General features: G+C 41.1%; 21 protein-coding genes and 1 pseudogene. 17 read left to right on the top strand and 5 right to left on the bottom strand.

Translation table 11 applies throughout. From position 1 onward, the window contains the following. Positions 1–114 precede the first annotated feature (114 nt). Complete coding sequence (locus ACFQ0C_RS24695) at positions 115–2,397, top strand: coiled-coil domain-containing protein (RefSeq protein WP_379370529.1); 2,283 nt, start codon at positions 115–117, stop codon at positions 2,395–2,397. Between the two features lie 305 nt (positions 2,398–2,702). Next, the gene (locus tag ACFQ0C_RS24690) at positions 2,703–2,873 is read left to right on the top strand and encodes a hypothetical protein (RefSeq protein ID WP_379370527.1); all 171 of its coding nucleotides are present in this window, start codon (positions 2,703–2,705) and stop codon (positions 2,871–2,873) included. Between the two features lie 304 nt (positions 2,874–3,177). Here ACFQ0C_RS24690 and ACFQ0C_RS24685 read toward each other — a convergent pair whose 3' ends face one another. Beyond that, positions 3,178–4,188, bottom strand: a complete 1,011-nt coding sequence (locus ACFQ0C_RS24685) for a phosphotransferase (RefSeq protein WP_379370525.1) — start codon at positions 4,186–4,188, stop codon at positions 3,178–3,180. Between the two features lie 585 nt (positions 4,189–4,773). Here ACFQ0C_RS24685 and ACFQ0C_RS24680 point away from each other — a divergent pair. Together ACFQ0C_RS24680 and ACFQ0C_RS24675 are read left to right on the top strand one after the other, a co-directional pair. Then, a complete protein-coding gene (locus ACFQ0C_RS24680) occupies positions 4,774–5,262 on the top strand; it encodes an NUDIX hydrolase (RefSeq protein WP_379370521.1) in 489 nt (162 codons plus the stop codon). A gap of 110 nt (positions 5,263–5,372) precedes the next feature. Then, complete coding sequence (locus tag ACFQ0C_RS24675) at positions 5,373–5,831, top strand: hypothetical protein (RefSeq protein ID WP_379370518.1); 459 nt, start codon at positions 5,373–5,375, stop codon at positions 5,829–5,831. Positions 5,832–6,106: 275 nt separating this feature from the next. On the opposite strand, the gene ACFQ0C_RS24670 is transcribed toward ACFQ0C_RS24675, so the two are convergent. Then, on the bottom strand, positions 6,107–6,535 hold the full coding sequence (locus tag ACFQ0C_RS24670) for an exosporium protein C (RefSeq protein ID WP_379370516.1): 429 nt from the start codon (positions 6,533–6,535) through the stop codon (positions 6,107–6,109). 288 nt (positions 6,536–6,823) lie between these two features. Further along, on the bottom strand, positions 6,824–7,168 hold the full coding sequence (locus ACFQ0C_RS24665) for an MFS transporter (protein WP_379370767.1): 345 nt from the start codon (positions 7,166–7,168) through the stop codon (positions 6,824–6,826). Between the two features lie 319 nt (positions 7,169–7,487). Here ACFQ0C_RS24665 and ACFQ0C_RS24660 point away from each other — a divergent pair, with 319 nt between their 5' ends. From ACFQ0C_RS24660 to ACFQ0C_RS24650, 3 genes are all read left to right on the top strand, one after another. Then, a complete protein-coding gene (locus ACFQ0C_RS24660; RefSeq protein WP_379370514.1) occupies positions 7,488–7,931 on the top strand; it encodes a cell wall hydrolase in 444 nt (147 codons plus the stop codon). 246 nt (positions 7,932–8,177) lie between these two features. Further along, positions 8,178–8,393: a VOC family protein gene (locus ACFQ0C_RS24655; RefSeq protein WP_379370512.1), complete on the top strand. Its 216-nt coding sequence runs from the start codon at positions 8,178–8,180 to the stop codon at positions 8,391–8,393. Between the two features lie 674 nt (positions 8,394–9,067). Next, positions 9,068–9,799 carry a methyltransferase domain-containing protein gene (locus ACFQ0C_RS24650; RefSeq protein WP_379370510.1) on the top strand — a complete coding sequence of 244 codons (732 nt, stop codon included), beginning with the start codon at positions 9,068–9,070 and terminating at the stop codon, positions 9,797–9,799. Between the two features lie 961 nt (positions 9,800–10,760). Here ACFQ0C_RS24650 and ACFQ0C_RS24645 read toward each other — a convergent pair. Then, positions 10,761–11,318 (bottom strand): Chromate resistance protein ChrB, encoded by a 558-nt coding sequence (locus ACFQ0C_RS24645; RefSeq protein WP_379370508.1) that lies wholly within the window; start codon positions 11,316–11,318, stop codon positions 10,761–10,763. Between the two features lie 119 nt (positions 11,319–11,437). Here ACFQ0C_RS24645 and ACFQ0C_RS24640 point away from each other — a divergent pair, with 119 nt between their 5' ends. The 9 genes and pseudogenes from ACFQ0C_RS24640 to ACFQ0C_RS24600 all read left to right on the top strand — a co-directional run bounded on the left by ACFQ0C_RS24640 (position 11,438) and on the right by ACFQ0C_RS24600 (position 19,540). Then, on the top strand, positions 11,438–11,998 hold the full coding sequence (locus ACFQ0C_RS24640) for a manganese efflux pump MntP (protein ID WP_379370506.1): 561 nt from the start codon (positions 11,438–11,440) through the stop codon (positions 11,996–11,998). 228 nt (positions 11,999–12,226) lie between these two features. After that, positions 12,227–12,610 (top strand): hypothetical protein, encoded by a 384-nt coding sequence (locus tag ACFQ0C_RS24635; protein ID WP_379370504.1) that lies wholly within the window; start codon positions 12,227–12,229, stop codon positions 12,608–12,610. A 933-nt stretch (positions 12,611–13,543) separates the two neighbouring features. Next, positions 13,544–13,812: pseudogene (locus ACFQ0C_RS24630) on the top strand (chromate transporter); the annotation flags it as partial. Continuing rightward, positions 13,786–14,457, top strand: coding sequence for a chromate efflux transporter (gene chrA / locus ACFQ0C_RS24625; RefSeq protein WP_379370765.1), 672 nt, complete (start codon positions 13,786–13,788; stop codon positions 14,455–14,457). The pseudogene ACFQ0C_RS24630 and the gene chrA, both read left to right, overlap by 27 nt. 11 nt (positions 14,458–14,468) lie before the next feature. Next, positions 14,469–14,903, top strand: coding sequence for a Chromate resistance protein ChrB (locus ACFQ0C_RS24620; protein ID WP_379370502.1), 435 nt, complete (start codon positions 14,469–14,471; stop codon positions 14,901–14,903). Next, positions 14,900–15,322 carry a chromate resistance protein ChrB domain-containing protein gene (locus tag ACFQ0C_RS24615; protein WP_379370500.1) on the top strand — a complete coding sequence of 141 codons (423 nt, stop codon included), beginning with the start codon at positions 14,900–14,902 and terminating at the stop codon, positions 15,320–15,322. Before ACFQ0C_RS24620 ends, ACFQ0C_RS24615 begins: the two co-directional genes overlap by 4 nt. A 35-nt stretch (positions 15,323–15,357) precedes the next feature. Continuing rightward, positions 15,358–16,815: an ABC transporter ATP-binding protein gene (locus tag ACFQ0C_RS24610; RefSeq protein ID WP_379370498.1), complete on the top strand. Its 1,458-nt coding sequence runs from the start codon at positions 15,358–15,360 to the stop codon at positions 16,813–16,815. Positions 16,816–16,837: 22 nt separating this feature from the next. Continuing rightward, positions 16,838–18,595, top strand: a complete 1,758-nt coding sequence (locus tag ACFQ0C_RS24605) for an ABC transporter ATP-binding protein (RefSeq protein ID WP_379370763.1) — start codon at positions 16,838–16,840, stop codon at positions 18,593–18,595. Positions 18,596–18,628: 33 nt separating this feature from the next. Then, complete coding sequence (locus ACFQ0C_RS24600) at positions 18,629–19,540, top strand: phosphotransferase family protein (protein ID WP_379370496.1); 912 nt, start codon at positions 18,629–18,631, stop codon at positions 19,538–19,540. Between the two features lie 738 nt (positions 19,541–20,278). Here ACFQ0C_RS24600 and ACFQ0C_RS24595 read toward each other — a convergent pair. Beyond that, a complete protein-coding gene (locus ACFQ0C_RS24595) occupies positions 20,279–20,830 on the bottom strand; it encodes a TetR/AcrR family transcriptional regulator (protein WP_379370494.1) in 552 nt (183 codons plus the stop codon). A 147-nt stretch (positions 20,831–20,977) separates the two neighbouring features. Here ACFQ0C_RS24595 and ACFQ0C_RS24590 point away from each other — a divergent pair, with 147 nt between their 5' ends. Beyond that, on the top strand, positions 20,978–21,901 hold the full coding sequence (locus ACFQ0C_RS24590; RefSeq protein ID WP_379370492.1) for a ketopantoate reductase family protein: 924 nt from the start codon (positions 20,978–20,980) through the stop codon (positions 21,899–21,901). Positions 21,902–22,148 lie beyond the last annotated feature (247 nt).

Here is a 22,148-nt window from a genome sequence, read left to right as displayed (position 1 = left end):
CATGCAAGAAATACTTCACACATCCGTTGTCATTTGCTTATTGTCCTGAATAATATGATACTGCTAATGCCTAAGCCTAATGGACATAAGAAGAAAGGACGACGATAGATAACAATGAAGAGAACATACAAGCTCACCGAGATCGCCAGTAAAATCGGAAAAACGCGAGCAACTATGGTGGAATGGTCTAATCACTTTCGTGAATTTCTTCCAACCATATCAGTTGGTGGAACCCAAAGATACACAGAAGAAGCCAACGAAATTTTTAAGATTATTTCCAAGATGAGAGCTGCCAATAAACCGCATAAGCTAATAAAAGAATATTTACATGAAATGCAGCTGAAGGCAATTATCACATTTACTGAGGAAGAAAAGCCTTTATCCACATCTGCATCCTCACCTGACTCCCATTTAGCTTCAGTCATAAACAACTCAACTTTACCTCTAGCTGTGAGCAGCTCCAGCTTACAGTTAAGTAAAGAAACAGTTGAATTACGAAACATGGTGCAGCTCCTCACACAAAAGATAGAAGCAAATAAAGCTGCAAGGAACGCAAAGGACAACCACTTAGTTGACTCGAATCAAAAAGTGGGTATATCCTCTACAGCAGGCAGCATGCTTATATCACAATCACCTGATACGGATCAGTCAACCTCTCAGTTTGTTCAGCTAACTAATGAGGTCACGGAGCTATGTAACACAATCCAAGGTCACACGCAAAAGGTTATCGAAGTTTCGGAACAAGCCATTAATGGTGAAAAATTTACGGCAACAGTTGAAGAACTGAACAATCGCTTTAATGGTGTTTCGGAAGAAGTAACAGTACTTCGTAACTTGACCCAGATTCTCACCAAGAAGGTAGTAGAAATATACGAGCATGACATCGAAAGTGAGGTTGCTGACTCGATAGAATTAATGAACAGACAATTTATGAGTATATCTGCAGAAGTTACAGGATTGCAAAAAGCGATCGAAACCGTTCAACACAAGGTATTCGAAGCAACTGAACAAGATATCAAAGGAGAAATACTTACTGCCACAGCGGAGATACTGGATGAACGCTATGAAGTCATTTCGGAAGATATAAAGGAACTAAAGAAGGGGATTCATCTCGACACGCAAAAGTTAACAGAAGCAATGGAACAAGAAATCCGAAGTGACATGAATGCCACTGCAGAATCACTGGAGCAACGATTTGACGCCATTTCGGAAGAAGTAACGAAGCTGCGTAGCATGATGCAGGTTCTCAGCGAGAAGGCAGATGAGGTTTTCGAACAAAATATCAAGAGTGAGGTTACTGACACAGTAGAATTGCTAAGAAGGCAATTTGAGGGTATATCTGTAGAATTAACATGGCTGCAGAAAACGATCCAAACCATTCAGCACAAGGTAGCCGAAGCTTCGAAGCAGGATATCAAAGGAGAAATACTTATTGCCACTTCGGAGTTGCTGAGTGAACGTTTCGAAAGCGTTTCGGAGGAAGTAAAGGAATTACGCAATGTGATCCATCTCCATATGCAAAAGGTAACCGATGTGCTGATGAAAGAAATCCAAAGTGAAATGAATGCCACTACAAAATCACTGAGCCAACGATATGACGGCATTTCTGACGAAGTAACAGAACTGCGTAGTGAGATCCGGACACTCAGTCAGAGTGTAGCCGATGCATTCGAACGAGACAACGAAAATGAAGTTGCTGATACGATAGAATTACTGAGCAATCAATTTGACGGTGTAACTGAAGAAGTTGCCGGATTGTACGAAGCGATCCAAATCATTCAACGCAAGGTAACTGAAGCTTCGGAGCGAGATATCAAAGGAGAAATACTTACTACCACTACGGAGCTACTGAATGAACGCTATGAAAGTGTTTCGGAGGAAGTGAAGGAACTACGCAATGTGATTCATCAACAAACGCCTCTAAAGGCAACCAAGGTTCTGGAACAAGAATTCCGAAGTGAAATGAATGCCGCTGCTGAATTAATGGATCAACGATATTACGCGATTTCGGCAGAAGTATCAGAAATGCGTAACGCTATACAGATTCTTGATCGAGAGGTTAGAAATGAAGTGCTTGCAAGAGAAGAATGGCTAAACAAAAGTATTGAGTATTTATCTAAAGAAGTGACCGAGCTGCGTAATATTATCCAAACAATAGAATTACAGAGCAAGCAATATGATGGCATTTCTGAAGAAATGTCCGAGATGCGAAATGTTTTCCATAATCTCAATCAAAAGGTAACTGAAGTTTTAGAACAAGACATCATCAGCAACATTTCTGACAAAGAACAATCACTAAACCAACGATTTGACGACATATCTCAACAATTGACTTCACAGCAACGACTGCTTGACATGATTGCCAAATTGTTAGGGTACCAGGGTATTTATTCATAAACGGCCATGAGATGGGGCGGCTCTGGCCGCCTCTTTTTTAGTGGCTACTGAGCCCGCCCTGAAAAGAAGAAAGATATACTAATACATTAACGCTTTACAGAGACATATGTAAAATACAATAATTTACAAATGACCGCTAGGGAACTATGCAGTGACGGAGTTCGGCTCGAACCATGGTTTTTGATGGTTGACCGTTTGTGTTGTCATTAGACAATATAATTCCATAATGGAGTTAGTCATTGACAACTGGGATAAAATTCAAGCTATCTTCTCATACTAACTGTGAGACGATGGAGGTGAACGCTATGCCCAAAAATGACGCAGATCCAAAGTATGACCGCGAAGATAACAAAGCAGATAAGAAAGAAAACCAGCAGAATCACGCTCATTTCACCGAAGAAGCGCAAACGCTAACGAGCAACAAAGCCGCTGATTACGACCCAAGTTTAAACGGTATCCCAAAAAATCAAGTTTGAGTAACTGGCTGCTCTTCTCGTCGCTAAATGATGGAAGAGCAGCTTTTTAATTGGGGAGGCAAAGAAATGAAAGGTGAATATTGCAACTCCTCTTTTGTTATTAAACCTTCCTGTAGGATCTAAGAAATGGTCTACAAACAACATGTCGGGTGACAAGAACCTTATCTCATTCCCGACGGATTACATGAAAGTCGAGACCTTAACGATTAAACCGAGGGACTGGCAGGATAGTTTAAGATCATGTGCAGTGAGAACCGTATCATAAGTAACGGCAAGTTTTTTCCTAAAAGGTTTTTTTACGACATCATTCCTCTCCCTGTCGATTTGCCCATTCATCTAATAAATCCATTGCCTTTAATCGGAGATGCCATGTTTGCTCCATAATATCTAACATGTTGCGGCTTCTCGGGCTTTTAGGGAACCGAGCGGCAAACCAAGCTTCTCGAGGTAACCGATACAAGGAAGAAATCATTTTACGTTCGGTCCGGTCTAAAGGACGGACTTCTTCGTACCCGTTTAACAATGAATGAATGAGGACGGGATTAAAGCGAGTCGTGTTCATGAGGGCTGTTGCTACATCAACATAGATCGAGCCTAACTTAATGCGATCCCAATCAATAATGAAAAGCTGTCCGTCATCGGCAATAATGACATTCTGTGAAGTAATATCACTGTGTATCAATGCGGGACGAATCATTTCCTTAACTAAAAGGTCTGCAATCTCCGGGCTCATTAATTCGGTCCAGGACCGATCAGAAAACTGGTTACAGGATTCTCCAAACCTTTTATACCATCTGCGGGTCCATTTATTCGTTTGGTTTGCTTTTGTCATCCGTCTGCGAAAGAGACGATCTTGGTTCTTCCATAATCGAATATGATTATAAAGGGGACCTTTATTGGGGAAGGAACGACTGGATGTTGTATGCAAGGAGGCAAGAGCTCGTCCGAGCTTTTCGAAATCCTCTTGATTATCCGCGCTTCTCCCATTTATCCATGTGGTTACATAGAAGGGTCTTCCTTGGTTTAAAGTCCATAATTTTCCGGAATTGCTCACAAGCCATTTAGGCATGGAATTGAAGCCATTATTCATCAAATGCTGTATATAGTCTGCAGCTGTTCTTATTTGATCAATTGTACCTGAGTGGAGTAAATTACTCCGGAAGAAGGGCTTCATCGCATAGGTTCCGCTTTCCGTCCGTACTCGGACGATGGCGTTCTTTCGATAAAGAGACGCGATGGAGTCTGAACGCAACGGAATTAGGCCGAAGCGGCCGACAATTTTGCGTATTCGGCTTTTGGTATAGGCATTTACCATGGACAACATCGCCTCTTTCAAGAGAAAATGTGGAGAATAGCGCTATTTGCTAGGTTATTCATGGAGGGAGGGGCGTGTATGGTCTAGCGCCTAAGAAACCATTAAAAAACTTGTCGTTACAGACAGCAGGGAAGAGAATAGAGTGATTGTAAGCAAATCAAGGAAGTCCCACTTCATATAACACTCTGGATTGGTTACACAATTGACAAGTACCCTGCCTAAATGCCAAACGACGTTAAAAGAACCGATCTCGCCTCTTACCAATATCAGTGCTGGTTAAAAAATGAGTTTGAAAAGTTTCAATAAATGAAGAACAAAAATTCAGTGAGGTAGCCGTGCTTCGTTCGGCAACTGAACTAATAGGAGTTTAACGTAGTTTTGAGTTACACATAAAAAGATACACATTCCGGTTCCCGGTGTTACTGAAATGTGAGCGACGTCAGTGTCAAGGGGTTTTAATCAGCTTCAGTTTGAATTACGATGAATACTGGGGTTATTTCCCAATATAAGGGCTGCAATGTTGCGGATGCGCGAACTTTGTTAATGGAATAAATATCCAATCTTAACGTATTAGGAGGTCGTGAAATGGCGTTTCCGACACATATTGTATCGGCAGGCGGAATTGTAGAAGATGGGAATGGAAATATCCTATTAGTAAAAGCCCATAACGATGGTTGGGTGTATCCTGGTGGGATAACTGAAGTTGGAGAAAACCTGATTGATGGCGTGATTCGTGAAATCAAAGAGGAAAGTGGAATAGACGCCACTGTTAGCCATTTAATTAGTGTTGTTTCCAATACAGCGATCCATAAGTGGTATGACGGTGTGACTGATGTTCCTACGAAGGTCATGTTTGATTTCGTGTGCAAAGCTGTGGGTGGAGAGTTAACTACTTCTGATGAAACGAGCGAGTACAGGTGGGTTCCAAAGGAAAATGTTCTGGATTTGATTACTTTACCCGCAATCCGCATGCGTTATGAAGCTTATTTGAACTTTAACGGCTCTGTGAATTATATGGAGTACGCCACTGCGACAACGTCAGAATGTAGTGTCAAGCTTCAAAGAAGTTTATGAAGCCAGCCAGCCCGTTGAAAAGCCACTTACGGGGATTGGAATGATATTTAAACAACAGAAGTCGCTCAATCTGCGGCTTCTTATTCTATTTTATCGAAGAATACCGACTTATGTCATTAACATCAACTAAAAAATGGGCTAACTCATATGAAAAAATAAATATAAACAACCCCGCAGCATTAAAGTGGATTGTCAACAAAATAATATCAGTATTGGCTATCTGTCACTTTAACAATATGATGCGAATATCTAGTATATATTCCAATCAAAAATACTCTTCATACTACAAAGATTATCATTATCAGGGTTTACCGAATTTTGGCATACTTTTATCAGGGGGAGAAATAGAACAATTAAGATTTTTTATTGATGGCACCTGCAAAATATATGATCCTGGTTTGAAATGCCCAAAGTATAAAGAAAACAGGAAAGAAATATTTCACCATCATATGAATTTAGCCCTATTGAAAATGGAATGCAAGGACGCTGATATGAAAAAGGAGATTGCTAATGAGATGAAATACGTAGAAAATTATATTAAATCTATTAGTTTTAGACGTGGCTATTAGTAGAACAAAAACACTCCCCGTTGTTCCTTGAATGACGTGAGTATGGCCAAAATCCATTGAAGTCACGGCATAATATTCATGCACATGAGGTTCTCCAGACTGAGCAGGGGCAGTCCAGCTCGCGAATGTCCGTCATCGACGGAGGTTACTCCTGAGAGGGCATGCACATGGAGCCCTGCCATTCCAGGACTATGTAGGCAGAAGTTTTTCAGGAGACGGCTGAAGTCTAGAACCCCAACAAAAAAGCACCTTATTCAGGTGCTGGAAGTTCCAAATTAGCCTCTCGTTTGCACGGCGAGGCCGCTAAAGGAAATCGGGCCGACGATATCCGCTCTTGTATTGGCGGTTCGATTTTCTGCAGTTACTGTGTAAACATGGGTGCCAGCTCTTACGTTTCTATCAATTGCTTGAAACGTGACCGCATAGTTTTGCTCAGAACCAGTTGATTCAATACCTTGCTGCGTATTGAAGATCTCTACTCCGTCACGGAGGATTCTGAATAGAATTTGAGCAATGCCTGTAACCCCACGGACACCGACAGTCGCTACTAATTCCACCCGGTTAGGTTGGGCATTCAAAGAGGGTATTCTTATTCGAATGGTTGCCAAAACATTCCTGGCGGGTGAACGTCTGATAATAAAAGATTTGGCTAGGTTAAATCTGCGCAGCGGCTGAACGGCAGCTTTATCAAGAACACGAACCAAAAATATCATCTCCTCTAGTTTGATAATTTCATAGTATGTTGGACTAGAGAAGCGTGATTGGACAAATAAATAAGATGGAACATTTTTTACATTCAGATTTAACTGTTTCCAGTCAAGTTTTGATTTTGTGGCAACTGAAATATCCTTTTTTTCAGGCTCATGCTTCCTTTTCTTAATACCCCATAACAGTACTCAGCCAATCATTACAGGTATGAGAGAGAAGAGGAAAACATCGTTAAGGTCCTACCCGTAAGATGAAATAAGCAGCACCAATCCCGATTGAAGCAGCTAACATATTTGATGGAAACCGAATGCTCTTCCTTGCGTTTTCTTTCCGCCAGATTCCGATATAAGTACATCCCGAGGAGCTGTTCGAATTCCTTTCCCCGTTCGATCTACGAGTTTCCAAATAAAAACACCGTCCCAGGAACTTGATATAAGCAGGACTACTCTTCCTAAACCGGATAAGCCATACCCGACAATGGCAAGACCGTTTCTATTATTCAGACGATCCGAACGTCGGCCGGAGAATAATTTTAAAACGCCTGCTAAGCTTTCGGAGATTCCATCAATACTCCCAATAACAAAAGGTCCCGACGAGGCAAGCAGAATGGGGATTAATGGAGTCACCATGTCATTTAGACTTAGCCCCAAAATAAAAATCCATTTCTTATCACCCTCGAAAAGGGGGCTTCACGAATATGATATATGGTTTCGACAGTGTGAAAAAAGTGTCGTGTGACAAGAAGATTATCTCATTCCCGACAATGGTTACATAACGTGGGTATATACTAGCCAAATCACTGCAATCAATCAATTGGACAGAGTATTAAGCTAACGGCCAGAAGAATGTGGTGGAACGGCTATTTATTATCGCTCACTATTATGCCAGAGTAACACATCCGCTTCACCTACAATATGATGTGTCTAGAAATCTAAAAGAGGTGAGCCAATGGCAGTCGTAAAAGCCAGGAAACAGGATATTGATATGTTGGCAAGGTTGCTTCGAGCTGAAGCTGAGACCGAAGGCGAAATGGGCATGCTCCTTGTTGGAAATGTTGGCATTAACCGAATAAGGGCGAATTGCTCCGATTTTAAAGGAATCCGGACAATTCCCCAAATGATCAACCAGCCGCATGCGTTCGAAGCATTGCAACATGGTATGTACTATCAAAACGCAAGAGAGAGGGAACGCCGTCTGGCGCAACGGACTGTGAATGGGGAGCGGAATTGGCCCGGCAAATACTCCCTATGGTATTTCCGTCCAGGAACGTTCGAAAATCCCGGACCATGTCCGCCAACTTGGTATAATCAGCCGCTCGTAGGACGATGGAAGAAGCACTGTTTTTATGAACCGACCGCGAATGAATGTGAAAATGTATATAATACGTTTTAATTTTATAAACGAAAAGAGCTCAATGTCACAGCCAGGTGTCGGTTGACAAAAACTTTATCTCATTAAGTGCCGCGTATATCGCGGCTTCTTTTTGTTTAGTGGAATAAAGTTGTTGTCTTGAATTGTATTATTATCAGTAGGCTCAACGGATTAGCCTACTTTTTTTAATGTAACCAAATCAGATTGAAAGTGTTCAACCCATTTATCGTAATGTGGTGATAGAAACAGAAGGCAGCCACTACCAGATTGCCTCTGTTTTCTAAAATCGCGGGAGGGGAAAGGAAAATTTTCTTCTCATTCCAAGTGGATAACATCCATGAACTTTACGAAGAGATGAAGCAAAAAGGCGCTAACGTCAAGAAGATGGTCTATAAACCAGGCGGCGGCTATAGCTTCCAATTCCTCGACACAGACGGCAATTGCATGGGTATATGGGGCGGGTGGCCGAAAGAGGAGAAGTGAAGCGGGGCGACAATCCCTCTTTCTTCGTGTATTAAGCTGGCATATTTGTATTCCTGACATACGTATCTGCCCTATTAATCCTTGTTGACGTAACTGGCAGGATAGTTAAATTCAAGAGATAGATGTCTGAAGACACAAATGTTCCCACATTACATTGAAAAATAAAGATCGAGAGACTCAGGCTTTTATTTTTTTATGTTGGAACATTGTGTTTCGGCAGAACGCACAAATGTCCTCTTGACCGCACCATACTTACAAACCCGGGAAACCTTGATAAGCAAGTTTTTTTATATTCCAACTTTGGGTGGTTTTGTTTTTCGCTTCTTCACCGTTTCTTAACTTCGTAAGCGTCAAACCCCGCACACCTAGAAAAGCAATGGGATTTATGAGATCATATGCGCAGCTGAAAGTTACGCGCGCACGTAAATAGATGCGAGCTGTAGCTGTTGTGTTGATTATTAAGTTGCTTAATTCATAATAAAGTCGTTTAAATATAAGTTGTTTAATTTTTCGACCCCGGCCGATAAACTAACTAGCAGAAGCGTTGAAGAAACGCGATCGTTATAGAGGTAGTATCGTTATATCTAATCTCTACCCTTTTGTGAACGGGAAAATGCGATACAATTTACATTGAGATAACAAGGAGCCTGATAAAGTAAAGGTGGGTAAATTCAATGGCTGACAGAATATTTGAAGAGCGACGTCTTGCAGATGTTTACGATTTTTTTGACTCAGCGGAACGTCCAGATCTTGATCCATACATTGCAATGGCAGACGAATTCGGTGCGAAGTCCATAATTGATCTTGGTTGCGGAACCGGCATTCTTGCTTGTCGATTAGCCGCAATCGGCAAAGAAGTCATTGGGATCGATCCAGCGGTCGCTTCGCTCAAAGTTGCAAGCCAGAAGGCATATGCAGATCGGGTCAAATGGATTCATGGTACAGCTGCAATGCTCTCTGGACTGAAAGCAGATCTAGTCACGATGACTAGAAACGTCGCACAAGTCTTTATAGATGATGAAGAGTGGATGTCAACGCTTCGCAAATGTCGTGATATTATTCGACCTGGTGGACGGCTTGTATTTGAGGTTCGGGACCCTTCAAAGGAAGCGTGGAAGGACTGGAACCGCGAGCAATCCTTTCAGGTAATTGATGTGCCAGAAATAGGAAAGATAGAGAAATGGGTAGATCTGCTGAATGTACAACTCCCTTTAGTTACATTCCGTCAAACATTCGTGTTCCAAAAGGACGGTACAGTAATAAGTTCGGACTCGACACTGAAGTTCCGGAACCGGTCCGAAATAATTGACTCCATAAGAGGTACAAATTTACATGTTGAGGCTATTCGGGATGCACCAGATCGCCCCGGGCTAGAATTTGTATTCGTCACGCGCTTTCCAGGCTAAAGAAGAACCGTCGCTAAACTATCGAAAACGATAGTTCAATGTCCGCCGAGGGCAATCCCAAAAAAGAGCTTCATTTAAACAGTGGTGGTGGTTCGTCCGACATTCATTTATATTGTCGGACGACACAAACATTATCCGTTTCATGGTCACATATATTGCGGCTCTTTTTAATAATGGGACAATGTTCTTGTCGCGAGCCGACGACACAAACATTGTCCGATTTTCAATATGCGACAAGAACATTGTCCGTTTTTCGGTGTAGATGAAAACTTCACCGTTAACGTCTCTAGATTAACATGGGATTGTTACCGTGTAAGATGAAACGCTACTAAAGAACTGAGTGAAGCAGCTAGTATTGACTAGGAGTAGGATGAGTTAAGAGAAAGCAGCTAGCTTCAATCGAGACTAGCGCGGTTTTTTAATTTTAATTTCTCGGGACAAATGATTGGAAGATGTGGCTGAGGAAGAGTTATTTCTAAACTATATGAATGCAAGGACCTAGAGATGTGGGTTGGGACGGGAATTCTAAACTTGCTCGTTTCGGATTTACTGCGAGTGCATCGCTTAGGTTTATCATGGTTATTAATAAGCTGCTTAGTAACTTAGAGGAAGAAAATAGAATAAACCAGAAAGAAATATCAAGATCTGCTGTTAGTCACTCAGGCACTGCTTAAATTGGCAGAAGAATCTTGGAACCTTAGAAGTGAAATAATATAGTTCATACAATTCCACATGTTGTATCGTTTCAGCGTACTGGGCTCACCCATGGCGGTTAGGCAGTTTTTAGAGAAAATGAAATCATTAATATTAACGCAGAACTAATAGTTCAATCACAACACGATCGGCTGCCGTTGTCCGTTGAAGTAAAGGGCAGATTAGCGTAAACAATAGTTGTGGTAGAATTTCATTTCATTGATCGGCGTTGTCGTTAAGCTGATTAACCTGAAAAGAAAAATAAACGTTAGATCAATTCCCCTTCTTTGTTTCCTTCTTCTCTATATACTCGATCTGTAAAGTGTTTGAGTGAAGTTATACAATCATCCAATTTCTTTTGACTTTTTGTAGTGTACTCCGTTTGAAAAAAATCACGTTTCAATATTTTTCGATGCCACCTTTTGAGTCGTATCAATTCTACTTCGTTTTCTTCTACTTCATGATAAGTGAATTTCCCCATACTTGTTTCCTTTACAATCTCTTCAAGAAAGGCATCACAGCTCTCAACAAATTCCCTATATTCGATTTGGCGTTGTTGTTTAAATGAACTGACCATCTGTTCTTCTGTAACATTAGAAAACTGCTCAACCTCTAACAGTAATACCTCACCATGATTATTGGAAATGAGGTTTTGAAGTTTTTTTGCTTTCCCTTGAATATCTGCTGTAAGAGGGAGCACGCATACGGATTGCTGTAAATAATAGGCCCCAATTGATTTAAGCGTTCTCCATACGCGAACTCGCAGTGTAGATGGTTCTGAAGGTACACGATAAGATAATACAAGCCATTTTCGCTTTTCGCTCAAAGCTCCTACCCTCCCAATTGATTAAAAAATGAAACAAATGTTGCATTTCCTGTGTTATACTATATAAATAAATGTAACACTTGTTGCATTTATTTACAAATGTAGGGGCGGGGATCAAGTTGGTCGCTTTGAAAATGATTGCTTTAATTTTATCGCTGGGCATGGATACGCTTATGATTGCGATATCTTTGGGTTTCATCAAGTCTAAAGGAAAAACAAAAATCGCACTTACATTTGCCTTGGCGGAGACGTTAATGCCTTTAATTGGGTTATTCATCGGAAACAGCGTGGGTCAACTCATTGGTAGTTGGGCTTCACTTATTGGTGGAATCGCGCTTTTAGCGGTCGCCGTTTGGCTAATCTTCTTTGAAAACGAGGATGAAGATGAACAGAAGCTGGAACGGAATTTGGTTGGATGGACTTTAATCGTAACAGCACTTAGCATCAGTTTAGATGAATTGGCTGTTGGTTTCTCAATTGGTTTTGTTGGAGTACCTATTGCCTTAACGATTAGTTTGGTTGCACTTCAAGCATTCATTTTTACGTATATAGGACTTACATTTGGATCAAAGCTAAAACGATATCTGGGTGAATGGTCAGAAAAATTGGCTGGTATTATTCTTGGACTGCTTGGGTTGTGGATACTAATTGAGGCTATAATTCAATTAGTAAATCACTAAATTGCTTACGATGGTTCGTTCAACTAATGAGGAACGATAGTTGAATAAACAAAGCACAACGCGGCTGCCGGCATAGATCGGCAGCCGCGTTGTGCTTAACGGGCAGAAGATTGGAGTAAATCAAATACGAGCATTTTGCACATTTATAGGTATGAACGGATAAATAGACGATTATATCATGCCCCCGGTTGCATCCCCTCATATTGTAGTGCGAGGGGGTGATGAAACATGGCGCAACCGATAAATATCGGAGCAAATAGCATAGCTAAGATCGGCGATCGTTTTTTTATTATTGTTGAGGTGGAGGCGATAACAACCGGAGTTGAAATTGATCCAGTATTTGGAGTGCGGACGACCGCACAACAAGCAGCAGCACTCCTTCGTGCAGGTGTAAAGCGTACGACATTTGCAAAAGTAGATCCGAAACCTACGAGCACTACGAAAGTCGAGTTGAAAGGCGTATTGTTTGCCAACGGACGGATATTCAAGGTATTCGACGTGGAAAACTCGACGAGCGACATTTCCGTCTTAGTCCGGATCAACCTAGCGCAGGCGCAAAGGCTTATCCGAAACGGTACACGTATCATCAAGGTTTATAGAAAACCATTCTAAAACAGAGAAGGAGCTGTGTACACAGCTCCTTTTTCAAGTACAAACTCATTGAATTGGTACATCTCTCTACACATCATGGTTCAAGTAAGTTTTTTACAGAGAGCCCCTGTATGTTGCATTTCATTAAATTGAAATTCAACCTCTATATCCCCCTCCTAAGGAATATTTCATCACTTACAGCGGTGGAATGCCAAACATCAATAATACCCATATCAAAATATAAACAAAAAATTTAAACTCCTAAGACCCGAATAATCCACATTCCAATTGTTGTGTTTTACAGTAGGCTCTTTACTTCCCTGCACCTTGAAAAGCTCCTTTCATCGGGTTTTTGTTATCCATCACCGCGCGAAGAATACTCCCGAATATGGTCATAAGGGAATGAAAATAGCTGGTGTAGCAACAATGCGGAAATAGACTACACCATCCGCCAAGACGGTTGGTTCAGCCTCATGATCTGTAAAAGAGGTTCGGTAAAAAACAAAGTTTTAAGTCAAATTGTATGCCAGCAATAACTGAAACCATAGGAGACTTGACTTTTTTTCTTTTTCCAACTCACTCGCGCCAATGCTTCTGATCATTAATGAAAAATTATACCAATACCTAATGCCATGAAGATAGCAAGGTGAGATACATTCATTATTTACTTGAGGATTTTTTGATTCAAAAAAAGATTGTTTTATTTACGGTCTCCCATATATAATGTAACCACAGTTACATTTCAAGCGGGAGTGGTTATGTTATACCAGAGCTGTCCAGAGTAAGACAAACAATGTAACCTGAAGCAGTACCTTATACGTTATGGCAATTGGTTTTTTATTTCCTAAAGCTAGGCACGATCGGGTTCGGCGGCCCCATAACATTGGTAGGGTATATGCTTCGGGATTTAGTTGAAACCGCAAATGGATATCCGACGAAGACTATAAAGACGGTTTGGCACTATCTCAACTCGCTCCAGGTCCGCTTGCGGCTCAGTTGAGCTTCTATTTGGGATATGTACACTATGGTGTAATAGGTTCTACATTGGTAGGCTTAACTTTTGCCTTCCTTCCTTCATAATGGTCGTTGCTTTGGGTTGGGCCTATCAGACGTTTGGCGGTTTGTCCTGGATGCGAGCTGTATTCTACGCTGTCGGTTCTAGTGTAATAGGGATTATTGCATTCAATGCATATAAGTTGACCAGTAAGACGATTGGTAAAGATAAAGTTCTCTGGGCGCCGCCAAAATGGTGGAACCGTGCAAATGCTTCGTTTGTCGGACTCTTTGCCGAACCAGCAACACATACAGCCGTCGGTGCCGCTGCCTACCGTGATTCAGGCATTTTGTTAGATTTACCCATTATTTTTACCAAAGCAGGTGCGTTCGTCTTCGGAAGCGGTATTGCCATTGTTCCGTTCCTTTTCACAGGAGTGGTGAAGGAACATCAGTGGTTGACAGACAATCAGTTTCTGGATACCGTTGCCGTAGCCATGATTACTCCAGGACCGGTGGTCATCACAACTGGGTTCATTGGTTATCTGGTAGCAGGTTTCTCCGGCGCCTCCGTTGCAGCACTGGCTACCTTTTTACCTGCATTCTTACTGACGATCATTCCGGCCCCATTTTTCAAAAAGTATGGAAAGCGCCCAGGTCTGGTGAATTTTGTTACAGGTGTAACAGCAGCAGCTTCCGGGGCTATCGCTGGTGCAGTCATCGTACTGGGCAAAAGATCGATCGTTGATATTCCGACACTGTTGTTCGCAATTGTTACCTTAATTCTGCTCTGGCGTGTAAAAAAATTGTCTGAACCGATAATCGTATTAGGGGCTGCTGTAGTTGGTTTAATTGTCTATCCACTAACCCATTGAGAGGTGTTTCAATGCATAATTGGCTTATTCTAATTTATAAAATTCCCCCGAAACCAACCTCAACCCGAGTGTATGTGTGGAGAAAGCTCAAAAAGCTAGGCTCTATTTTACTTCATGATGCAGCTTGGATCCTGCCTTCGAATTCACGGACGTGGGAACAATTTCAGTGGCTTGCTTCTGAGATTATTGAACTTGGCGGGGAGGCAACGCTATGGGAATCGGAATCTGCTTTATTTGGGCAGGAGGAAGCCATCATTCAACAGTTTGTTGCCCAAGTTGAGCCTGATTACGAGGACATTATACAGGAACTGAAGCAAACTGATCCCGATTTAGTAATACTTTCACGGAAATACCAACAACTTCAGCTTCAAGACTATTTTAAATGTGAATTAGGGCAAATAGTGAGAGAAGCACTACTAACAGCAAGAGGAGGAGAAAATGAATGAAATGGGTGACAAGAGAAAGAGTTGGCGTTGACCGCATGGCATGTGCTTGGTTAATTAGACGATTTATCGATAAGGAAGCAGAATTTTTATTTATCCCTGCTGGATCAAAAGAAATGCCGGAAGGGGCAGAACCGTTTGACATGCCTGGAGTTCGGTATTCACATCGAAGGGGACATTGTACGTTTCACACCCTAATTAAGGAATTTGATCTCAAGGATCAAGTTTTGCAACGTATAGCTCGTATTGTGGATGAAGCGGATACCGTACAGGAAGTATTGCTTGAGCCGGTAGCTCCCGGATTAGATTTAATCTGTAGAGGCATACGAAGTGTCAGCGAAAACGATCAAAAGGCGCTAGAAATGGGCTATGTCGTCTACGAAGGTTTGTATGCTCAAATATTTATGGAAATGAAAATATGAGTGTGTGATACACAGCTTCAAGAGGAGAGTGCAGAATGAACCCGAGACAATTTCGATTGCCTAATGGCAATCCTCATTCCTTATCCGCCTACATCATGCGTTATAAGAAGCAATTTTTCATTCATTCCTTAGGGGGTGTTTTGTACAATACGGTTATAGTTGGTGGACCTATACTACTCGGATACATCGCCTTATTAATTTACAGTCCCGGGATTACACTGATTTGTTCTATCCCCATTCCATTTGCACTTTTGGCTGCAGAGGCAGTCAGACATCCTTTATACCGAGTTTCGCTTCAATCAAGGAAAGCATCGTCTCGCGTAACATCCCACTTACAAAGGACGATAAATGGAACGCAGATCCTGCGTCTATTTGGTAGAGAAGATACGGAACGAGAGCGTCTTAAAGATTATTGTAAAGAGCAAGTGAAATGGAATCTCCGTAATAGTCTTTTTCAAAGCGGTATGCTACCTGTTTATACAACCATCGCGTCGATAGGTGTATTTGGCATCTTATATTGGGGAGGACAGAAGGTAACGAGCGGTGAATGGTCGGTGGGTTATTTTACTTCCTTTTTAGCCATGTTTATGGCGATGACCGGACGTACACAAAAGGCAGCAGATGTCATGAACAAATTTCACGCGGCAAAAGCATCTTGGGATCGAATTAAAGAAAAAATAACGGCTGATAGATCACGGGAGAATAGAAACGACGATGAGTCAGCTAACAATTCCGATCGAAGATTGATTGTTAAAGAACTACATTTTAAATACCCCAATGCTGCAGAGAACACCGTGAAAAATATTAGTTTTGGTGCAAATCAAGGTGACTTTATTGCGATTACGGGTTCTGTAGGTTGTGGAAAAAGTGCTTTGGCAGCCGCACTGACTGGGCTTTACTCATATAGTGGAAGCGTTGTCATACATGGCAAGGAACTAAAAAATTATAACGCTGATACTAGAGTACAAACCATCGGATATTCCGGTCAGGATATGTTTCTGTTTTCGTCAACCATTGCCGAGAATATTACACTAAAGCCGAAGGAACAAATTTTACTAGATGAACGATTGCAAAAAGCCATCTATGTTTCAGCGCTTGTGGATGATCTACCATTGTTTCCTGACGGTCTTGAAACAATTGTGGGTGAAAAGGGGGTTCGTATCTCAGGTGGGCAACGACAGCGTATTTCATTAGCAAGAGCCATCTATACGCAATGCCCCATCTTAATCCTAGATGACCCCTTCTCCGCAGTGGACATTGGTACCGAACATCGTATGATTGAGAGGCTGCGGCAGGAGCTCACTGACACGACGATTTTATTATTTTCACACCGATTATCCGCCTTTGTACAAGCAGATCGAATCATTGTTTTGGATAAGGGTGAGATCGCAGAGCATGGGACACATCAGGAGCTCGTGTACCAAAAAGGAATATATGAGATGATTTATACGGCGCAGCATTGGATGGAGAGTGAAGAAGCTGGAATCGCATAATCCCAAGACATCAACTAAACCCATGAATTCATTTTTTATAATCATTAGATACATGAAATCATCGTTTCAATCCTTATGGTTCTTTTTCATCCTGCTGGGTTTGGTTATTGTCGGATCTATGATCATTGAATTAGCCCCTCCGTTTTTAATTATGAAGATTATTGACGAGCATTTGGTTCGTGGGGTATTTGATGGTGTTTGGAAACTTGCGCTACTTTATTTTGGCGCGTTCATTCTGAGTAATTTGCTTAATATTGGAAAATCACTTTTAACAACGTACATTGCTCAACATGTACTTTTGGAGCTTCGGCTTGTCATGGCAAAGCACCTGTCTAAGCTGTCCATGAAGTATTACCACAGAACACCGGTTGGAGAAACCATGAGCCGCTTAACCGTAGATGTGGATGCTGTGAACGCGCTATTCTCCACAGGATTGATAAGTACGATCACCGATTGTTTGAAAGTATTCGGTATTATCGCCGCGATGTATTTAATTAGCCCGACACTTTGCTTTATTGCCTTACTTGCCATTCCTGCGATTTATATTTTCTCCAATATGGTACGTAAAAAGATGTTTCGTGGGCAGACCGAGATACGCCAAAAGGTATCGGCTATTAACACGTTTATCCAAGAACTCTATAGCGGGATTCGAACCGTAAAAGCATATGGGAAAGAAGAATTTTATAAAGATCGTTTCCAGGCTCCCATAGAAGAACACTTGGTTGCACGTAATCGAGTGTCCCGATATGATTCTTGTTTTCCAGTCATTCTTCAAATTATTCGTGCGTTTACGATTATTTGTATTTTATGGTTTGGTGCGAAAACAGGGCTTCCAGGCAGTGTGGGTGTAACCGTCGGTGGACTAGCTGCGTTAGCAGATTTAATTGGCCGCTTGTTTAGCCCGATTGAAAACCTGGCACAGGAATATCAGAATATCCAGCAGGCACGAGCCGGTATGCGCCGAATTGCTGAATTTCTAATGGAGCCTACCGAGGAAAGGGGGGAGCTGCAAAAGCTCGAATCTGCTTCTGATTTTGACTTTAAGCAAGTTCAAGTACAGCTTCAAAATGTAAGTTTTGGCTACTCAGATAGAAAAATGATCACCAAAAACGTTTCGATGACCATCCAACCTGGTAAAAAGGTTGCCATCATAGGTAGGACAGGGGCGGGGAAAACCACACTCTTACAGCTAATTGCTGGTTTATACGGCACACAAACAGGAAGTATCTCCATCTCCGGATTCGATCCATTTCGAATGGAACCGAGTTTGAAGCGAAAGATGATTGGGATTGTTCCTCAAACTGTCCATATTTTCGAAGGTACGATAAGAGATAATATTACGCTTCGCGATTCTTTAATTGATCAAGAAGCAATCGAACATGCCACTCGGGCTGTAGGTCTTCATGAAGCTATTCTTACCTTGCCAAATGCTTATGAAACGATGCTTGGGGAATCGGGCAGTAAACTATCTTTTGGCCAAATGCAGCTGCTATCGCTTGCCAGAGCCATTGTTACTGACCCACCCTTACTTCTTCTGGATGAGCCTACATCTGGCATGGATGCAGTAACAGAAGGCGCGATCTTCCAAGCACTTCGCACCATATGTGAAGGAAGGACCATCATTACGATAAGCCACCGTTTATCAGGGATCATTGACGCCGATGAAGTTTATATCATGGATAATGGTAGAATAGCGCAGTCTGGAACTCCTGATGAACTGGCTGGTGAAAAGGGTTGGTACAGTGTATTCAAGCAACTAGAAGAGCTAGGTTGGCAGTAAAAATGAATTCAAATATGAAAGGATTGATCCCTTGTGGCAAAAGACATTAATTTGCAACCCAATGCTTCAGATCCAGTATTAGACGAAGCTACCGTTCTTTCTCTCGTGCGCCGACATGTCCCGGACGCAAAAGGTTTAACAGATGTTGATGAATCGGGTGGAGAGGCTCGAACCTATGCAGTTGATGATCACATTATCCTAAAAACCCAGCGTCCTCACCGCTTACGTGCGAAGACCAGTTTGGAAAAAGAGGCATTTTTCTTGAGAGAATTAGCAAAATATCCCGATATTCGTGTGCCGAGAGTTTATGGTTACGGCAAAGAGGGGAGTATTGAATACACTTGTATGACTCGTATACCGGGTATCGCGGTGAAGCACGCCGACTTATCCGCTCCAGCCCGTAAAGAAATGCTTTTCCAGCTTGGTATAACGTTACGACAAGTTCATGGAATTGCACAGCAACCATTCATAGATAGCGGATTATTCCCTGGAGATCGTACATTTGAGGATACAAAAAATAAAATAAATGGAGCGTTTGATGGTCTAGTAGAAAAACTTCGCATTAACGGAAGCTCAAGAGAGTCCGAACGTGCACAGATGGTTGCTAAGAAGTCAATGGAATATCTACCGGATACCGGATTGCTAGTGGCTGTCCATGCGAATCCGGCGACAACCCACACCTTTGTTGATCCAGATACAGGCGAATATACGGGTACCATTGATTTTGGTGATGCGTATATTAGCCATCCCATATTTGATCTTCGGAAATGGGGGATAGCGGAACGGGAATCTCTTCTGTCCGGATATATCTCGGAGCAACCGATAGGAGTTGATTTTAAACGTGTATGGAATGTTGTAGAAATTTTGGACACGATGATTGAATCTCACAGTAGAGGTGAATTGAGTGTTGCTTTTATCGAGGTTCTGTTAGCAAAGTTAAATTAAACGTTACTCTAGGTAAGTTATGAAACAAAACAGTGAGGGTTTGTTTTTGTTATTTTAAAGATAGATTTTATTAATACAACCTTACATCCCTTAGAAGGGATTATCTTTTTACAACCTTCTTTTTAAATTGAATATAGAGGAAAATGGCACGAATCCACAAGTTTTCCATTCTCCAAGTAGATCCACGGGAGATCTCCCTAAAACAATTCCTTACGGCATTGCAAAACAGCTCGTTAATGATTACTTAGAAGTTTATGATGCAGATGACGACCGGGAACAATGGTTTGGAAAAGTAAAGGATATCTCGGAGAAGCATGGTTTCGCCAGAGACATGAAACTCTTTAAGAAAAACCCTGAAGATTATCAAGGACACGTCGGAGATGTTGCAACAATTCTAAGGATAACTCTTACAGGTCGAGCAAATACTCCGGATCTGTAAGACATCATCCAAACGATGAGTGATGAACGGGTCAGAAACAGACTAATTAAATTTTCTTCAGATTAAAGATAAAAAAACGAAGCACACGAAAAAAATGTGCTTCGTTTTTTTATAGGTGGGGAAAAAGAACAACTTATTTTTTTTGTGAATAGAAATTCACAATATTAATGTATGACACCATATAAAAACAATCCCTTAAGAGTAGGTTAAGTCAGTCTTTATGGAGTATATTGTGTAAACAAGCTTATGCGCGCTTTTTTATTGTTATACAACATATGTATTTGGTTTGAATGACAGACTCATTCTTTAAAATAGGGCGTAATCCCTCTTGAATATAGGTTCTCCACTAACTTGAAAAATTCTTCTGACGATAAATCCTTTTGACGCTGGAGCCAAAGACGAAATAAAGAAAGGGAAGTTGTCAGGTAAAACTCAATTAAGTATGGCGTTAAGGAATGGTTTTGCGGAACGTTTAATTCTAATTGATCCAAAGTGATTTCTTTTTTCAAGCGTTTTAAAAAACGGGTACTTCCATAATCACCCAAAAGGGCATTAAGAACCAGGAGATGTTCTCTTTTGTCCAGACAATAGAGCGTATCTTGGACCGTATGCATCGATAGCTCTTTATTCGCCAATTCTTTTTTCATGTCATTCAATAAGTCATTTTCAACAGAGTCTAACAATTCGTAAATGTCAGTAAAGTATTGATAAAAGGTGCTGCGGTTATATCCTGACTTATTCGCAATTTCCTGAACCGAAATTTTCTCAATCGGCTTTTGGCTATATAACTCACAAAAAACTTCTATAAACTTTTGTCTAGTTTTCTCCGTTATTTGGGGTTGCTTTTTCATGTTTCCCTCCTACTAGCGAATAAGAATATCATCCGACAAATAATAAAAAACTGATGGTTGATCAAGGAATAATAAAAATTTATAATCACATCATACAACATGTTGTCTGATAATCAAAAAGAAATGTAATAAGTAGGGGTGGTTTTAATGTCAGCAAAACAAGATAGAATTTTAATTTTTGGTGCAGGTGTCATCGGGAGCATGTACGCAATTAAGCTTATTGAAGCAGGGTTTGACGTTAGCCTGTTTGCACAATCTAATAGATTTAAATCATTAAGAGAAAATGGCCTGCAATATAAAGAAAAAGGTACAGTTAGATCGATACAAGTGAATGTCATTGATACGCTCGAAAATGACGATGTATACGATTTTATTTTCGTTACCGTTCGTTATGATCGGTCCGAATCAGCGTTGTTAGCGCTAAAAGATAATCAAAGCAAAAATATAGTTACGATGACTAGTAATTCAATTGGATTTTCTTCGTGGCTGGATATCGTAGGGGATAGACTTTTACCAGCTTTTCCCGGCTTCGGCGGACAGATTAAAGATGGAGTATTGCATGCTCGATTTCTACCAAAGATTATAGTGGCAACTGCATTTGGAGAAATTAATGGTGTAGTGACAGAACGCATAGAAAACCTCGCAAAATTATTTAAAACAGCAAAGCTTCCCTACGTTATTAAAAAGGATATGCAAGCGTATCTAATCACACATTCCGTATCAGACATTGCCATGTTGAGCGTTTTGTATTCTGAGAATAAGATAATTGACAAAAAAACAGCCAGAACCAGAAAGACGGCACGCAAAATAACAGTCACTTTAAAAGCGTATCTAAGGGCAATACAAAAAGCTGGCGTTTCAATTGATCCACCAATGCTTAAAATGGTGCTTAAATTTCCAAACTTATTTTTGGATCTTTTCTTCATGACATGGCTACGAACTAAAATGGTTAGGGATATGATGTTGCCGGATTATGCGAATAATGCTAACAATGAGATTGTGCAGCTGAGTAATGATTTAATGAAATTTTTAAGCCAAAATGATATCAAATCAGAAATACATGTTCAGTAATTTTTTTGTTAAAATATTATGGTAATTTTTAATTTGTTTTTATTAAATCCTTCAAGTGGGCATTAATCTGAATATGAAAATCGAAATAAATAGTTTTTTCGTAGCATCCTTGACTTAACTAACGGGAGACGATAATTGAACAACAACAGCGGCAGTCTAAGACTTGCGCGCCTAGCCAAGCTAGGCACAACTTGCCGGTGAAAGTCCGGTCGGAGTAAAGGCCAAGCTGCTCCGTAGCTAACAGACG

The organism is Paenibacillus sp. GCM10027630, from assembly GCF_042676305.1.
Classification (GTDB): Bacteria; Bacillota; Bacilli; order Paenibacillales; family NBRC-103111; genus Paenibacillus_S.
This window is presented reverse-complemented; position numbering and strand designations above follow the sequence as displayed.

Coding starts and splice junctions, on each gene's coding strand:
- ACFQ0C_RS24695 (WP_379370529.1), top strand. CDS start 115: ATGAAGAGAACATACAAGCTCACCGAGATCGCCAGTAAAATCGGAAAA.
- ACFQ0C_RS24690 (WP_379370527.1), top strand. CDS start 2,703: ATGCCCAAAAATGACGCAGATCCAAAGTATGACCGCGAAGATAACAAA.
- ACFQ0C_RS24685 (WP_379370525.1), bottom strand. CDS start 4,188: ATGGTAAATGCCTATACCAAAAGCCGAATACGCAAAATTGTCGGCCGC.
- ACFQ0C_RS24680 (WP_379370521.1), top strand. CDS start 4,774: ATGGCGTTTCCGACACATATTGTATCGGCAGGCGGAATTGTAGAAGAT.
- ACFQ0C_RS24675 (WP_379370518.1), top strand. CDS start 5,373: ATGTCATTAACATCAACTAAAAAATGGGCTAACTCATATGAAAAAATA.
- ACFQ0C_RS24665 (WP_379370767.1), bottom strand. CDS start 7,168: ATGGTGACTCCATTAATCCCCATTCTGCTTGCCTCGTCGGGACCTTTT.
- ACFQ0C_RS24660 (WP_379370514.1), top strand. CDS start 7,488: ATGGCAGTCGTAAAAGCCAGGAAACAGGATATTGATATGTTGGCAAGG.
- ACFQ0C_RS24650 (WP_379370510.1), top strand. CDS start 9,068: ATGGCTGACAGAATATTTGAAGAGCGACGTCTTGCAGATGTTTACGAT.
- ACFQ0C_RS24635 (WP_379370504.1), top strand. CDS start 12,227: ATGGCGCAACCGATAAATATCGGAGCAAATAGCATAGCTAAGATCGGC.
- ACFQ0C_RS24620 (WP_379370502.1), top strand. CDS start 14,469: ATGCATAATTGGCTTATTCTAATTTATAAAATTCCCCCGAAACCAACC.
- ACFQ0C_RS24615 (WP_379370500.1), top strand. CDS start 14,900: ATGAAATGGGTGACAAGAGAAAGAGTTGGCGTTGACCGCATGGCATGT.
- ACFQ0C_RS24610 (WP_379370498.1), top strand. CDS start 15,358: ATGAACCCGAGACAATTTCGATTGCCTAATGGCAATCCTCATTCCTTA.
- ACFQ0C_RS24605 (WP_379370763.1), top strand. CDS start 16,838: ATGAATTCATTTTTTATAATCATTAGATACATGAAATCATCGTTTCAA.
- ACFQ0C_RS24595 (WP_379370494.1), bottom strand. CDS start 20,830: ATGAAAAAGCAACCCCAAATAACGGAGAAAACTAGACAAAAGTTTATA.
- ACFQ0C_RS24590 (WP_379370492.1), top strand. CDS start 20,978: ATGTCAGCAAAACAAGATAGAATTTTAATTTTTGGTGCAGGTGTCATC.